General features: G+C 36.3%; 10 protein-coding genes and 1 pseudogene. 9 read left to right on the forward strand and 2 right to left on the reverse strand.

Annotated features, from left to right (window positions below; all coding sequences use genetic code 11):
- The first annotated feature begins 216 nt into the window (after positions 1-216).
- Positions 217-711, forward strand: coding sequence for a DUF2306 domain-containing protein (locus ACFOU2_RS02045; RefSeq protein ID WP_377911819.1), 495 nt, complete (start codon positions 217-219; stop codon positions 709-711).
- A gap of 655 nt (positions 712-1366) precedes the next feature.
- Positions 1367-1858: a DUF3267 domain-containing protein gene (locus ACFOU2_RS02050; protein ID WP_377911821.1), complete on the forward strand. Its 492-nt coding sequence runs from the start codon at positions 1367-1369 to the stop codon at positions 1856-1858.
- A 698-nt stretch (positions 1859-2556) separates the two neighbouring features.
- Here the strand turns inward: ACFOU2_RS02050 and ACFOU2_RS02055 are convergent.
- A complete protein-coding gene (locus ACFOU2_RS02055) occupies positions 2557-3636 on the reverse strand; it encodes a radical SAM protein (protein ID WP_377911803.1) in 1080 nt (359 codons plus the stop codon).
- A 296-nt stretch (positions 3637-3932) separates the two neighbouring features.
- On the opposite strand from ACFOU2_RS02055, the gene ACFOU2_RS02060 reads away from it, so the two are divergent.
- Both ACFOU2_RS02060 and ACFOU2_RS02065 read left to right on the forward strand, forming a co-directional pair.
- Complete coding sequence (locus ACFOU2_RS02060) at positions 3933-4544, forward strand: glycine-rich domain-containing protein (protein ID WP_377911805.1); 612 nt, start codon at positions 3933-3935, stop codon at positions 4542-4544.
- A gap of 91 nt (positions 4545-4635) precedes the next feature.
- Positions 4636-5844, forward strand: a complete 1209-nt coding sequence (locus tag ACFOU2_RS02065; RefSeq protein WP_377911807.1) for an MFS transporter — start codon at positions 4636-4638, stop codon at positions 5842-5844.
- A gap of 353 nt (positions 5845-6197) precedes the next feature.
- Here the strand turns inward: ACFOU2_RS02065 and ACFOU2_RS02070 are convergent, their stop codons facing one another.
- The gene (locus ACFOU2_RS02070) at positions 6198-6692 is read right to left on the reverse strand and encodes a GNAT family N-acetyltransferase (protein WP_377911809.1); all 495 of its coding nucleotides are present in this window, start codon (positions 6690-6692) and stop codon (positions 6198-6200) included.
- A 590-nt stretch (positions 6693-7282) separates the two neighbouring features.
- On the opposite strand from ACFOU2_RS02070, the gene ACFOU2_RS02075 reads away from it, so the two are divergent.
- The 5 genes and pseudogenes from ACFOU2_RS02075 to ACFOU2_RS02095 all read left to right on the forward strand — a co-directional run bounded on the left by ACFOU2_RS02075 (position 7283) and on the right by ACFOU2_RS02095 (position 13871).
- Positions 7283-7843: a recombinase family protein gene (locus ACFOU2_RS02075; RefSeq protein WP_377911811.1), complete on the forward strand. Its 561-nt coding sequence runs from the start codon at positions 7283-7285 to the stop codon at positions 7841-7843.
- A gap of 286 nt (positions 7844-8129) precedes the next feature.
- Positions 8130-8303: pseudogene (locus ACFOU2_RS02080) on the forward strand (hypothetical protein); the annotation flags it as partial.
- A gap of 308 nt (positions 8304-8611) precedes the next feature.
- Positions 8612-10525, forward strand: coding sequence for a PTS mannitol transporter subunit IICBA (locus tag ACFOU2_RS02085; RefSeq protein ID WP_377911813.1), 1914 nt, complete (start codon positions 8612-8614; stop codon positions 10523-10525).
- A 91-nt stretch (positions 10526-10616) separates the two neighbouring features.
- Complete coding sequence (locus ACFOU2_RS02090) at positions 10617-12716, forward strand: BglG family transcription antiterminator (RefSeq protein WP_377911815.1); 2100 nt, start codon at positions 10617-10619, stop codon at positions 12714-12716.
- Between the two features lie 12 nt (positions 12717-12728).
- The gene (locus tag ACFOU2_RS02095) at positions 12729-13871 is read left to right on the forward strand and encodes a mannitol-1-phosphate 5-dehydrogenase (RefSeq protein ID WP_377911817.1); all 1143 of its coding nucleotides are present in this window, start codon (positions 12729-12731) and stop codon (positions 13869-13871) included.
- Positions 13872-15416: the final 1545 nt, after the last annotated feature.

The raw sequence follows: 15416 nt of genomic DNA on the forward strand, positions 1-15416 counted from the left end.
TTTCCATACTGAATACCATCCCTTTTCTAGATTGATAGTATTAGTATGTCCAAGATTTAGAGATTAGTTTCAAGTCAGCTGAAATTTTTGCACCAGAACCTCATTCTGTGAACTAGGTTTATAAAACATAAGCAATACAACTATCAAGGATTTTTTACATCTTCTTTGAATATATAGATGGTATATATTGTAATGAAACAAAAGGGGGGGATTGCTTTGAATGTTTTCCAAATACTATTAATTATTCATATCATATTCGGAATAATATGCCTATTTTCGGGTGCAATATCTATGTTCGCCAAAAAGAGAAAGGGTACTCATACAAAATGGGGTGAACTTTACCATGCATCTTACGTTGTAATATTTATTACCGCAATCATCCTGTCAATTTTGCGATGGGAAGAAATCGCCTATTTGTTTTATGTGGCCCTTTTTTCTTACTCATTTGCGATTTATGGTTACCTTGCATGTAAAAGACGTTGGAAAAATTGGATGCATCATCACATTAGAGGTATGCTAGGTTCTTATATCGGTGCTGTAACAGCCCTCTTAGTTAATGTAGGGGATATGATTCCTCTATTTAACCTGCTTCCAAAACTATGGTTTTGGTTTCTACCTACCATTGTTGGAGCTCCTTTAATTTATATGGTGGGGCTTAGGTTCAGAAGAAATAAAATATCTAATGATAAAAAACATAATAATGCTCTTTGAAATTATTCGCATTTGATAGAGTCATTGTATTATTGCGCTTTGTCAAATCTTTTTCGCTTGATAAGATATAATTTAGAACTAAAAAAGCAAAATGCACTAACAGTTTGTTCCATAAGTCATTCCAAATCATTGGTTCAGATGCAAACCTCAAATTTTGTCAAAATATAAATAAAAATATAAGGATAGTACCGAATTTTTTATTCCGAATAAAAATTGCCCATTGAATTGGGAATATTCATAGCGGTTTAGCTGTCTGAGTCTTTTTGCAGCAGAACTAGATAACTTATGTAACCCTCTCTTGTTTCAAGAGAGGGTTTTTTAGGGTCGTTGTTCTTCAGCTAATGGGGGATTGAGTTTAAGAACGGGTTTACTGCGACAATCCCTTTTTTATTGAGCCAACGGGGAAGCTTAATTGAAATAGAAAAATGAAATTAAACCCTGTAATAAAGAAGGTTTGTTAACTATATAACTATACTAGAGATTATTCTGTTAAAGTGTTATTGAAAAGAGTTCGAGGAGGGAATTACGTATTAAAATAATTAATAAAACGCCTACGGTCAATGAACAAAAACACATTGGGTTAATCAATAATGGATGGGTACAAATTAAAGAACCAAAAACTATTGGAGCTACTATTATGATGTCAACGCCCTTAATGATAATAAATGCTTTAATTACAATAGGAATAATTAATATTTTCTCTAATTTTTCTATAAAGGACTTTGGAGTTACATCACAATCAATATCCATCACAATACATTTAGGCTTTATTATTTGGTTTATCTTACTATTAATTGTTCACGAACTATTACATTTATTATTTATTCCGAACTTTTCTCAATCAAAAAATACATTTATAGGATTAACGCTATTTGGGGGCTACGTGTATACCGAAGATGAATTATCAAAATCAAGATATATTATGATCACTATTGCTCCTTTTGTTATAATTTCAATAATAATGCCCATAACACTAGCTGCTTTTGGATTATTAACTCCCTTAATGAAGTTTTTAATATTAGTAAACTCTATGGCATCGTCGGTAGATATACTTAATTTCCTCCTAATATTATTCCAAATACCTCGTAATGCAATAATAAAGAGTAATGGAACAAAAACTTATTGGAAATTGAATAAATCTTATTAAGCTAATAGGAGCATTAGTTCCAGAATAACTAAATAAAAATTTAATCTACCAATGTAATAAACATTATGTTGCTTTTTAGATGCCCAATTTACATTCATAGCGTTCGTAAAAGTATACTTTTACGAACGGGTTATTTTAGCCCGAAAAGGGCTGTTTTTTTCGTTCGTTTAAGTTTAAAAATCGTTTACAAACGTCCGTCATTTTTTAACCACGTTTACGAACGTTTTTTGACAGAATGGGTGTCACTTTGACCGATAATTTGCGTATATTTTAAGTGTTATTTTGCACATCCAACTTTAAAAACCCAGCTATCTTCACATGAGAAGATTAGCTGGGTTTCTTAATTATTTACATCCAATCATTTATAGAACTATTCGGATTCGCCTAGTTAAAAAGTGACTGCTCATTGTTCAGCAAACGCGCCCTATAATTGAATAACTAATTGGCTGGTTTTATTGAAGGTCACCACAGCTATTATGGGGTCTGTGTAGCAACGGGGACAAATCACGTATCAAGGTATTAGTGGACATTATTTCTCTCGCCACTATCCTATACCTTAGCGGACATAAAACAATAGTAAGACTTAAATAAAAGGTCGAGTAACCATGTTATCAAAAAACGTCCGCTAATGCTTATTCCGGTTTTTGGTTCGACTGCTACACAGACCCCAATTTATAACATCATGAATGTTTTGTGCATCAATTTGTAATTATTTCATGGACTTTGTCATACTTGGACATTTTAAAAGCTAGGCAACCACCCATGCATTTTCTCTTTAAAGCTGCCGGACAATCTATACAATCTTCAAAGGTAGGGATAGTATAAGCCATGCTGTCGAACTTTTGATAATAGTAGTCAATGACCTCTAAAGGTTCTTTAAAATCATCAATTTTCTTGACAAACTTACCAGAAAGTCCAAAACATCGCAAGATTGATAAGTCTGGGAGTATGTCTATAACAGGACTACAATTTGAGCCATCAAGTAAGTTGGTATTTGTTATACGTTTACAGTTTCCACAACTATCTTCATAAAGGTTAAAAGAATCCAAAAGTGTAACTTCTTCAGGAGTCAGTACACATAAAGGAATCTTATTACAGTCGAAAATTGGAACTGCGCCTAACTCTTTTAACCTTAAAAAGAATTCTATCATAGTTGGCTTGACACTATAAAAATATTCTTTAGTTGCACTATCTGTTTTTTCTTCCGTGTTAGGAACAGCGATACTAGTTCTAATTTTTTTAATGCCTGTCTCTTTAACCAAATCAATGATGTGTTCGTATTCAAATCCAGGCTCGTACATATTTAAACCTAAAGTTACTGTTCCAATCTCATTAACTGAACTCAAGTAAGGAGGCAAAGCTGGCTGCTTAATATTTTCTTTCACCATATAAGTTATATTATCGTACATCCTTTTAAATTGCTTTTTTCCCATGATTTTTTCTGAATTGCAATTAATTAAAAGGTTAACATTCTGTCCCTCTATAATATCGTAATATTTATCTATATAAACGCCGTTTGTAAAAAGCATTATTGGAAGGTCTTTTTGTTTAGTGATTTTTAGAATTTCCTTAAATTCGGGGTGTAAAGTAGGCTCTCCTCCTAATATCCCTATCCGAGATGTCCCTATTTTAAGAGCAAATTCCAAAGATTTTTGGTAATTTTCTATAGTCATGTTGGAGGAAACCCTAAGGTTGTTATCATGTACATTAACATAATCGTTAGCGAAACAATATGGGCAATCTAAGTTGCATACCTTGTTGATCATAATATTTGACACTATAACTCCCCCTTATTAAACCATCAATAAAGTTATTTTATGAAAATATGCAGCTTTTCAGAGAACCTGTTCAACATCCTAGTTGTGTAAACTATTAATAGAGAAAATTTTTCTCTAATTTTAAATATACACCAAACAAAAGATTGATTGTTATAAAACTACAAAAATGTATATTTTTTACTATTTTATAAATAAACGGAGGTAATTGAAAAGTTTTTTTCGAATTAAATATGATGGAATGGTTTTAACTAACTATTCCGATTAGTAAGGTATTAATGAATAGGAGGGGTATATAATTGAAAAAAGAAAAGGAATTTCCAAGCCTTAGTGTAGACCTAGTTGATGCTGCTAAAAGGAGCGATGGATTTCTCAGTAACCTGGACGTTAAAGTCTTAGAAGAAATTCAAGACAAGTATCTTAAGTTCTTATACTTATGTAAGACTTACCCTGATAAGCCTATCACTCCAACATACGAGGTAGATGAGATGTGGCATTTGCATATGTTACATCCACGTAACTACTATAACGACTGTATGGTTTATTTTGGGACTATCTTAGACCACAATGCAGGGTTTGGAAAAGAAGAAGGGGAATACGAAGTTTTAATTGACATGTATGATGAGACTACAAATTTATGGAACAAAGAATTTGACCAAAACTTTTATGAAGTTGAAATTGCACAAGAAATAAAATCATATTATGAGATCAAGAATAAATCATACCAGGAAGATCTAAAAACTTGCTATGGTGCTCCTTTAAAAGCTACTAAAGAAGATCTAAAAACTTGCTATGGTGCTCCTTTAAAAGCTGCTAAAGAAGATCTAAAAACTTGTTACGGTGCTCCCTTAAAAGCTGCTAAAGAAGATCTAAAAACTTGTTACGGTGCTCCTTTAAAAGCTGTTAAGTAACAAGTTCTAGTAACTAATTAATGACTATTAATCTATGTAATTGAGGTAGCCAGGGATATCCCTGGCTATTTCAATAAGAAGGAGTATCATCATGAAAAGAAATCAATCAGAAGATTTAATGATAATTACTAGTACATTAAACAATTTGGGAAATGCTATTACATGGACGGGACTACCTATCTTAGCACTGGAACTAACAGGTTCCTACATATTTACGGGGGTTCTATATTATACAGAGACAATTTCACGCATTTTAGTCACAATATTTGGTGGTAGTATAATTGATAAACTCTCAAAAAAACTTATTCTTAAGCTGTGTCTTCTAAGTAATTTCTTTCTCATGATACTTATCTACCTTGTAATATTAAACCATTTATTTTTTCTATTATTTCCATTTATGATAATTTCACAATCCTTAGGGGCATTAGCTTATCTTGCAGAAGATACATGGTACAAGCAAATTAATGAAAAACAAAATTTAGTTCAAAAAATAGGAAAATTAAATACCTATGTTATGACTACTAAAACTCTTGGTTTTACTTTAGGACCTCTAATATTTGGATTATTAGGTACCCATGCCTTAATATTAGATGCTTTAACATTTTTGATTAGCTTCTATCTAGTTAAATTAATAAGTTATACTTCATTAAAAGGCAGTAGTAGACAAGGAACAGTCAATGACTTTTTATTTAGATATCGTAACATTTTATCTAACGGCCTAATCAATAAATATCTAATAGTCGCTGCTCTAGGTGGCATGATAACTCCAGTAATAACAAGTTTATCTATCTTTATTTTGAAAGATATCTATAATATATCGGATACTAATTTATCCTTGTTCTGGTTAGTAGCAGGCATTGGAGCCGTTACTTCCAATTTTGCTATTTCAAGGTATAAAATGACTGATTTGTCCAATACAGTTTTATTATTATTAAGCGTTAGCTTAATTGTTGGAGGAATTTTCCTTATGACGATATCCCCTAACCCATTCATTTATATCATTGGCTTTACTCTGTTGACTCTGGGCAATCCTATCATAAACAATATGTTATCTTTCCAAGCTTTCAAATCCTCAGAAGGACAGGAAAAAGGTTCTGTCAATGGTTTAATGATTGGAATGTACGACATTGGAACTCTCATTTTTATGCCTCTATCTTGGAGTTTGCTTAATAAATTCGGTGTTACATGGACGTGTTTAACAATCCTAATAATTGCACTTGTAAGGATTCTTATTTTTTACTATCCTCTTAGAAATATAACAATTGTGGAGAATAAAGAATCCATGAATTTAGATAAATGAAAGGAGATAAGCGGATAAACTAAAGTCTAACTAATGTATAAGGCAGAAAAGAAGAATAAAAAAGTGGGTTGGGTACCTAAAACGGTACCTAACCCTTTTTTATTGACATAGGAGAGTATAAGGAGTTTTTGATATCACTTACTGTGATATGCTAGGCAAAGCTCAATGAAACCGTGATATCATGAAAAGGGGCTAGATGTCGACCTCGTGTCCACTGATTTTAGACTAGAATGTTCCCCTTGTGTCCGCTATACTGTCGATATGATGTTGACATGACTTTTCTTATTTTTACATGATAAATGTTCTTTTAAAGGTTAGTCACCATAACGCACGTTTTAGGAAGTAAATGTACGCTATAAAACTTTACCCATACTGTACTCATCAATTGGCTGGCCATCAACGATTAGAGAGCATTTCCTTATTCCCTCAATTTCAAATCCCACCTTCTTATAAAGGGAAACGGCTCGATCGTTATGAGTCATCACAGTCAGTTCTAATCGCTTTAAATGATGGCATTTAGCCCAATCCTCCATCTTTTGAAAGAGCTGCGTTCCTATTCCTTGATTGCAGTAATCTTGAAGTATTCCCACAACTATGTGAGCCCTGTGTTTAATGCGATTGAACTTACCGCCAACCACTGCTATATGTCCAACTAACTTTCCCTCTTGCTCAGCTACCAAGATAGTGGAGTTAGATGCATTTAAGAAAGACTCAATGATTTTAGCTTGCTCTTCAACTGTGATATTACGCTCATCTTCTTCATAAAGCATGTATTTCGTTTCAATATCAAGTTTCTTATTTAAAGCTAAAAATTTTTCAGCATCTGAAACTAAAATTTCGCGAATCATTTCAACATCCCCCATTACCTTTCTTCACTTACAAGTGATAAATCTTGCTTATCTTTTATTCGGTTGTTCCCATCGATATTCCTGCTTTTCTAAGATTACGAGATGCATACTCTATACAAATAGTTAACATAATTCACCCTAACAGAAGTTCCTCATCACAGCTACCCTTGGGCACCAAGAGGATTCAACTTGGTACAATTTATTGTTTATGCAGGTATTTATATATCGTTGACAAATCAATGTTTACATGCGCTCAAACGCACCAGATGGCTGTATAAAAAATTGGTATTTTGTGTAACCTCTTATGCAATTAAATGGCCCGATTGTGGAGGAAGATTGTTTAAAGAAGAGATATACATTCTTGGTCAAATAGTACATAAAAAATGTCATAAACATTATTACTTTCAGTAAGGTAGCTTTTCGTTCTGATTGTAATAAAAACGAACGTTTCTGTTACGGTAATTCCGTTAATTATGTTAGACTATCAATCTCGCATAATTTACGTAACAAAAATATGTAACAATATTATTTGTAACAATATTAAATTCATGATGTTTTTGATACAATAATGTACAGAGGAGAGGATACATATGAAATTTGGTTACATGCGTGTTTCTACAATCGACCAGAATCTGGACCGACAAAGGAAGCGATTAGAAGAATTTGGATGTGAACGTATCTTTTTTGAAAAGGTGACAGGGACAAAACGGGAACGGCCAGAACTGAACCGGATGCTAGAATTTCTTCGTCCAGAGGATACGGTTGTAGTAACGGATTTGATTCGCTTATCTCGTTCCACAAAGGATCTTATTGAAATTACTGAACTCATTTCCAAAAAGGGGGCACATCTAAAGAGTTTAAAAGAGTCTTGGCTAGATACAACAACAGCACATGGAAAAATGTTGTTTACTATCTTTGCGGGTATTGCTCAATTTGAAAGAGATTTAACTTCTGAACGGACAAAGGAAGGGATTCAGGCTGCAAGAAAACGAGGGAAACATCCTGGAAGACCGAAAACCGACGAGGAAAAAGTTAATTATGCTTTATATCTTATAGATCAAGGGATGAGTCGCACGGATGCTGCGGAGAAGGCTGGTATTTCTCGCATGACTTTGCATCGCAAGATGCAAAAGAACAATGGCATTGAGTAGCATCCATCGGACAAAGGGATTCTCTCGATTATTTCTCAGATCTACTTTGCCCTGTTTCTGGCAATTAATTTATGCATGTTTTGGCAGTATGTTTAAAAACCATTATGAATTATTAAACCTAAGAAATTTGTATAGACACTAATTTTTATCCATAATTGATAAGCATTCCTTTTTGTACTAACGAAGCAGGATGGTTCAATAAGAATAGTGAATGTTTCTAGATAAAAAATCATCTTTTAAGGGGAAAGGAAATGAATAAATTTACTCTTATTAAAGAAGTGATACATGTATTATTTCAATGAAGGGTCTTAACATGGACGATGACAGTTTCGTTATGCCTGAAGTACATGATTTGTTGACACCGCTCATCTCTATAGTACCATTACAGCTACTTGCTTACTACGCAGCTATACACCGGGGCTGTGATGTCGATAAACTACGCAACCTTGCCAAATGGTGACGGTTGAATAAATAGATTCTAAAGAATGGAATGTGCTTCATTATGGACGCATTCGATTTTTTTTAGAAATGCCAACAACGTTTTGACAAAAATATTTTTCTTATAGAATTGTTGGGGTTTTAAGGACAATTGGTTAGTTCATAAATAATAGGTTAACCAACCTTGCTGCCAGGGTATAAGCAATCATATCTTAGGAAAAAATACTTTTGTCTCTAAGTGTGCGACAAAGTTGTTCTTTAACTTTATTGATACCGTTAATTTTGTAAGATAGGATGTTAAAGGACAAATTTTTGAAGGAGAGAGGGTATATGGCTCAATCTAATATAAAAGTAGCTGTACAAAAGTTTGGTAATTTCCTTAGTTCAATGGTTATGCCAAACATATCTGCATTTATTGCATGGGGTTTAATTACAGCTTTATTTATTCCGACAGGCTTTATTCCAAATGAAAGCCTTGCCAAAATGGTTGGTCCCATGGTGACCTACTTGCTTCCTATTTTGATAGGGTATACAGGAGGTAAGCTGGTCCATGAACAACGCGGGGCTGTTGTCGGCGCAATCGCAACAATGGGTGTCATTGCAGGTGCTGATATCCCAATGTTTCTTGGGGCTATGGTTATTGGTCCGCTAGGCGGCTTTGTAATTAAGAAATTTGACCAGCTGATTGAAGGAAAAATCAGGGCTGGTTTTGAAATGCTTGTAAACAATTTCTCTGCTGGGATACTTGGCGCAATCCTTGCAGTTCTTGCTTTCTTAGGGGTTGGCCCTGCAGTTGACGTGTTCACGGGCTGGCTTGTAGCCGGGGTTGACCGGTTAGTTGGAGCTGGTCTGCTGCCATTAACAAGCATCCTGATCGAACCAGCAAAAGTGTTATTCTTAAATAATGCCATCAACCATGGTGTTCTTTCACCAATCGGTGTCGAGCAGGTAAAAGAAAAGGGACAGTCAATCTTGTTCCTGCTTGAAGCGAATCCTGGACCTGGAATCGGTGTCCTGCTTGCTTATATGTTTTTTGGTAAAGGCACGGCAAAGAAGTCAGCGCCTGGTGCCGGCATCATTCACTTTTTCGGCGGTATTCATGAGATTTATTTCCCATATATCCTTATGCGGCCGATGCTTTTCCTTGCCGTTATCCTTGGCGGAATGAGCGGCGTATTTACATTGGTTCTTTTAGGGGGCGGATTATTCGCTCCGTCATCACCGGGTAGTATCATTGCAATCACTGCGGTAACGCCTCACCATGCGAGTGCTTATCTTGCTAACTTTGCTGGTGTGTTGATGGCAGCAGCTGTATCATTCATTGTCTCTGCCCTTATTTTAAAAACAGGGAAGCAGGGCGAAGAAGATATTGAAGCAGCTGCTAAAAAAATGCAGGAAATGAAAGGTAAGAAAAGCTCTGTATCAAATGTATTTACAGGAGATCAAGGAGCTATACCTGACAATGTCACAAAAATTATCTTTGCCTGCGATGCTGGAATGGGATCAAGTGCCATGGGTGCGTCCCTTCTTCGTAAAAAAGTAAAGGAAGCTGGCATGGATATTTCTGTTACTAATACAGCAATAAGCAATCTGCCAGCCGATGCCCAGATTGTCATCACGCAGGAGGAATTGACTCCGAGAGCACGGAACAAAGTGCCAAACGCTTATCACATTTCTGTCGATAACTTCCTTTCAAGTCCGGAGTACGATAAGCTGATTAGTGAGTTGAAGTTCCCGGCAAATTCTGAGCTTCACGAAATTGTTGACGATGCAGAAGAAAATGGGACTGATAACCAGGATCAGGAAATGGCGCATGATGACGACTTGCTCCGTCCAGAAAATATCTTTTTGAACCAGGAGTTTGCCAATAAGGAAGAGGCCATCCGTTTTGCCGGAAGAGCCCTAGTTAATGCGGGTTATGTAAATGAGAGCTATATTGAGGCGATGATTGAGCGGGATAATATGACTTCTACTTATATGGGAAATGATGTCGCCATCCCGCATGGAACGGAAGAAGCTAAAAAGGATGTCATCAAATCAGGATTTACAGTCCTTCAGGTTCCGAATGGCGTTGATTTTGATGGTCAGAAAGCACGTTTGATTTTCGGCATCGCCGGGAAAGACGGCACACATCTTGAAATCCTGTCCGGAATCGCAGTAACATGTTCGGATATGGAAAATATCGAAAAAATGGCTGGTGCAAAAACAGCTCAGGAAATTATCGATATTATTGGTAAGAAATAAATTAAATTTTACTTTATGAATAGAAAAGTGTATTCCTGCACTTTTCTATTCATTATTTTCTAGTCATTTCACTCAGGAACGAGTTGATACCATGCATATTACCTCGAGGGAAAAAACTATTATTGAACTAATTATAAAAACATCGGGAAAACATACGGCTTTGTCCATTGCGTCTTCTCTAAATGTAAGTGCCAGAACTATTCAACGAGATTTAAAAGCAGTGGAAAAGATTGTCCAGAAGTTTGGTTTGTTACTGACGCGCAACATGGATCAAGGGCTAGTCATTGAGGGGAAGAATGAGCAAATATTTCGGCTGATTCAGCATTTGGCAAGCAGTGATCCAATTGATCAACCGCCCCAGGAAAAAAAGCTTCGTCTCCTGCTAGCTATATTGGGGGAAGAATTGTTTAAAATCCAGGCTTTAGCAAGTCATCTTGGTGTCAGTTCAGCTACATTAGCGATTTACCTGGATGAGCTGGCCGAATGGCTGGGAAACTTTCAGCTGCAGCTTACAAGAAAAAGAGGGGTCGGAGTAGAGCTTAGTGGCACAGAAGTTAACAAACGAAGAGCACTGGCACACTTTTTTCTGCAATATTTTCACGAGGAGTTAATTGAAAAGTTATTTTTGCTCGAAAAAGGGAGCCTTTCTGAAGAAAGGATTTTGCATTATTTTGTTCCTTCCTATTTTCTGGAAGTAAACACCTTGGTTAATGCAGCATTTACTAGTACACCCGCCCGTCTCGCAGACAGCGGTTATCTGGAAATCATTCTACATATTTATATCACTTTACAGAGGACAGAAGCTCAATATTTTATCGAAAAGAACGTAAACCTGCCGAAGGGAGAAGTTGCCCTTGAGTATGATCTGATGCTGAAAATAGGCAGGGAGCTGGAACATAAGTTTGATGTAGCCTTTTCAGAAAGAGACATTCTTTATTTAGCACTGATTCTTAAAGGTACAAAGCTTCGGGGAGCTGAGGCTGTTCCTTATGACAGTATTGTGCTCGCCCAGATGATAAAAAATGTAATCCAGTCCGTTTCTGACCAGCTCCATGTGGATTTAACAGGGGACTTCTCTTTATTTCAGGGGCTGCTTGCCCATATGGAACCAGCCTTGTTCCGTATCAAACAGAAAATGGATTCATTTAATCCCCTTAAAGAGGAAATCAAACGGAAGTATCCTGTTCTGTTCATGGCTGTAAAAAATAGTGTTGAAGAGGAATTTAAAGACATCGAGCATTTTCCTGATGACGAAATAGCTTTTATGGTCCTGCATTTCGGGTCTGCCTTAGTGATACAGGAAGAGAATTTGTCGATTAAAGCATTGGTGATCTGCCCAACCGGCATTGGAACATCCAAGATGCTGGCCAGCAGAATTAAAAAAGAAATAACCGAGATTGATTCCATTGAGATCAAGTCCATTAAGGATATAACGGAGCGGGTGGACCTAAAAGCATATGACATTATCATTTCCACTGTTCGTCTGCCTTTTATGAATGTAGAGTATATCTTGGTAAATCCGCTCTTGAGTGAAGAAAACATTACGACAATTAAGAGCTTTTTACAGAATAATATAGAAACCCTTACAAAAGGCAAGCAATATCAAAAGATGGGGCAAAATGATTTATCACCGCCCCCCGCTGAAAAAAACATAGCCTTAAGCGATTTGCTTCGGGACTTTAAAGATGTTCAGCAAAGTATTGAGGCTATTATCCATAATTTCCGTTTTTACCGGATGGATAAGTGGGAAAGCCAGGAGCAGATTCTGGAAGAAATGTTAATGAGGGCAGAGAAAGAGAATCTGCTGACAAATTCAACAGAAGTACTGACTTCCCTAAGAGAGCGGGAAAAAAAGGGGGGTCTGGGAATTCCCGAAACGAATATAGCCCTTTTTCATGCCGGGAATGAGCATGTCCGTGAACTTATTTTCCAGATTGCCCATTTGCCTAACCCTTGCCTTGTAAAGGGGATGGACGGGAACGATGTGATGATGAAGAACCTGCTGCTCATGCTGGCCCCCGCAGAATTAAGCAGAAGAGAGCAGGAGATATTAAGTTTGATTAGCACTAACATCATTGAGACCGATGAAGCTATTCTAGTTTTTTCTTCAGCGAATGAGGAATTGATATATAGGAAGCTGGAATCTATTTTTGCAGTGTATCTTCAATCTAATTTTAAAATTAATGGATAAAGGAATGATTCGATGAAACAAGTAGTACATTTTGGAGCAGGGAACATTGGCAGAGGATTTATTGGAGCACTTTTTTCCCAGTCTGGATACCATGTTACTTTTGTAGATATTGCCGATCAAATTATTGATCAATTAAACGAGGAAAAACAGTACAAAGTCAAGCTTGCAACAGACGAACAGGAAACCATGACAATTCAGAATGTTTCAGGGCTGAATAATCTGAAACAGGAAAATGAAGTAGTAGAAGCGATTAAGGAGGCATCTTTTTTGACAACGGCCATTGGACCAAACATCCTTCCGAGAATTGCGCCGTTAATTGCCAAAGGTTTGGCAGCAAGAGTAGAGGAGAATAATGAAAAGCTTTATGTCATTGCCTGCGAAAACCAAATTTCGGCAACAGATCTGCTAAAAGGCTACATCCTGGAGAACTTGGATGAAGAGACAAAGAAAAAGGTCCTGGCCAATGTTGCATTTCTAAATTCAGCTGTTGACCGGATTGTGCCAATTCAAAACAACCAAGGTTCACTTGATGTTCTGGTTGAGCCTTACCATGAATGGGTGGTGGAAACAACTGAAGAAATTCCTCATGTTGACGGGATGAAAGTTGTCCCGGAACTCGCTCCTTTTATTGAAAGAAAATTGTTTACCGTAAACACGGGACATGCCGTCATTGCTTATTTCGGCTATCTTGCAAACAAGGAAACCATTGATCAAACACTAGCCGATGAGGATATTTACAAACAGGTTAAGGTGACACTGGGCGAGACCGGCGCCTACCTAATCAATCAATACAAACTGGACCCGGAAGATCATCAGAAATATATTGATAAAATCATCAGCCGTTTTCGCAATGCCCATTTAAATGATGGTGTAACAAGAGTCGGCCGTTCACCAATCAGGAAGCTTGGCCCAGAGGACCGGCTCGTGCGCCCAGCATCACAAGCGCAAAAAGCAGGCCTTTCCTATACCAACCTTGCAAAGGCCATTGCCGCAGCCTTGCTATTTGATTACAAGGAGGATGAAGAGGCAGTAAAGCTGCAAGCCATGATCAAAGAACATGGAGTCCCATATGTCCTTCAAGAAGTGTGTGGCCTGGATGAATCAAGCGAGCTTGCCAAAGAGATTGTAGGACATTATGAAGCATTAAAGGGATAATCTTTCATTTGGAAAGAAAATTAGCGGAAAACAAATATTTTCTTAACCCCAGGCTGTCGAGAGTTTCCCGACAGCCTGTTTCTTTTTTCTTTTTACTCTTACTCCGTATAATAATACTTGTTTTAAACCTTATAAAAAACGGATAAAACCTATCCGTTTTTTATAAGGTTTTACTTTCAATAGTAGCAACTTTTATTGCTACTATCTTTATAGGGGATTTAACTGGAGAAATGAGGCTTTAATCCTTCTTTAACTAAAGGGGTGCTTTAATGAAATATGAAGTAATTTTTAACAAGCCAATATATACAAGATTTTATGCATAGCTTGTATGTACTGGCTTATTTTTTATGCAACAAATATACTGCCATAAACGACATTTTTTAATTTCCAAAAACAGCTTTGCCTCTGGTTGCATGAACGCCGGTACTGGGCCTTATACTACTTTTGTTTAAAAAGATATGTCAAAAATATAAACGTTTATTAATGTTTTTTAATACCTTTTCAAACTTCATTTTATTGAGTTTCATAGTTTCCTTTACTGCGTTTACAAAGGTATACCTTTAAGGACAATGTAATCAACGACCCTTATAGAGATGATATATAATTTCAAATAAATTAAGATAAATAAAAAAGAAGGTCACAGCAAAATGGAGCAGCTCTTGGCTGATTGAAAGCTCAGGCAACAGATAAGATTAAAGAAGTGTACCATCTCGATGGAAAGCAGGGGGGATGACATCTGTTAAGGCCATGCAGGAAATAGGCCTAAAAAAGACAACCTTTTATAAACTTGTCAGGGAGTATGAAGAAGTATTACAAGAATAAAACTATATAATAGGAAGAAACTCGTCAAAAAATTAGCATCTGCCGAAAGGAAGCAGATGCTTTTTCTATAAAAGGGGGGAATATGCTATCATCTTTGCCAGTTTTTCAGATTTATATACATCTATTTTCAAAAAAATTATAGTGTTGAATTTTACAATAAATAATGAGAGTGACACATAAAAAAATAGTGGGGACGAGATAAGTTTTGAGGAGTTGTTTCTTTAATGGGAATTTCATGATATGTTAATAAGTATAAGAAGATATTCCCGTACACGGTGATTATCATATTGCAGTGGATCGTTTTTTGGAAAAAATAACAGGAAGCCTTGCCTGACAAGGGATTCATGCCATTTTTGAAAATGATTATGAAACAAGACTGGAGGTTCACTGCAAAACAGGGGTAACGCGGTACTAGGATTCAGTTGATGTACTGCGGGATTGAGGCGTTTTTGGGGTAGGTTTTATCTGAACGTAGTGGGATATAAAGATCATTGATGGTAGCACGTTGAAAATAGAATAAATTGTTTTATCAGAGTGCAGTGGGACATCTTTTTCAACTTTTAAGTTGATTGTCAGAGCTAAGGGAGGAATGCTCTTAAGTATTTAAGTATGCGTATAATCTAAATTTTACGAACAATTTTCCTAATTCTCATGTTCAGTATGTTGCAAACGTGCAGTCATCACATTTAACATGATGCATTCAAGTTCCTGCCATGTGTAGTT

The organism is Bacillus songklensis (assembly GCF_042649685.1).
Classification (GTDB): Bacteria; Bacillota; Bacilli; order Bacillales; family Bacillaceae_H; genus Bacillus_BA; species Bacillus_BA songklensis.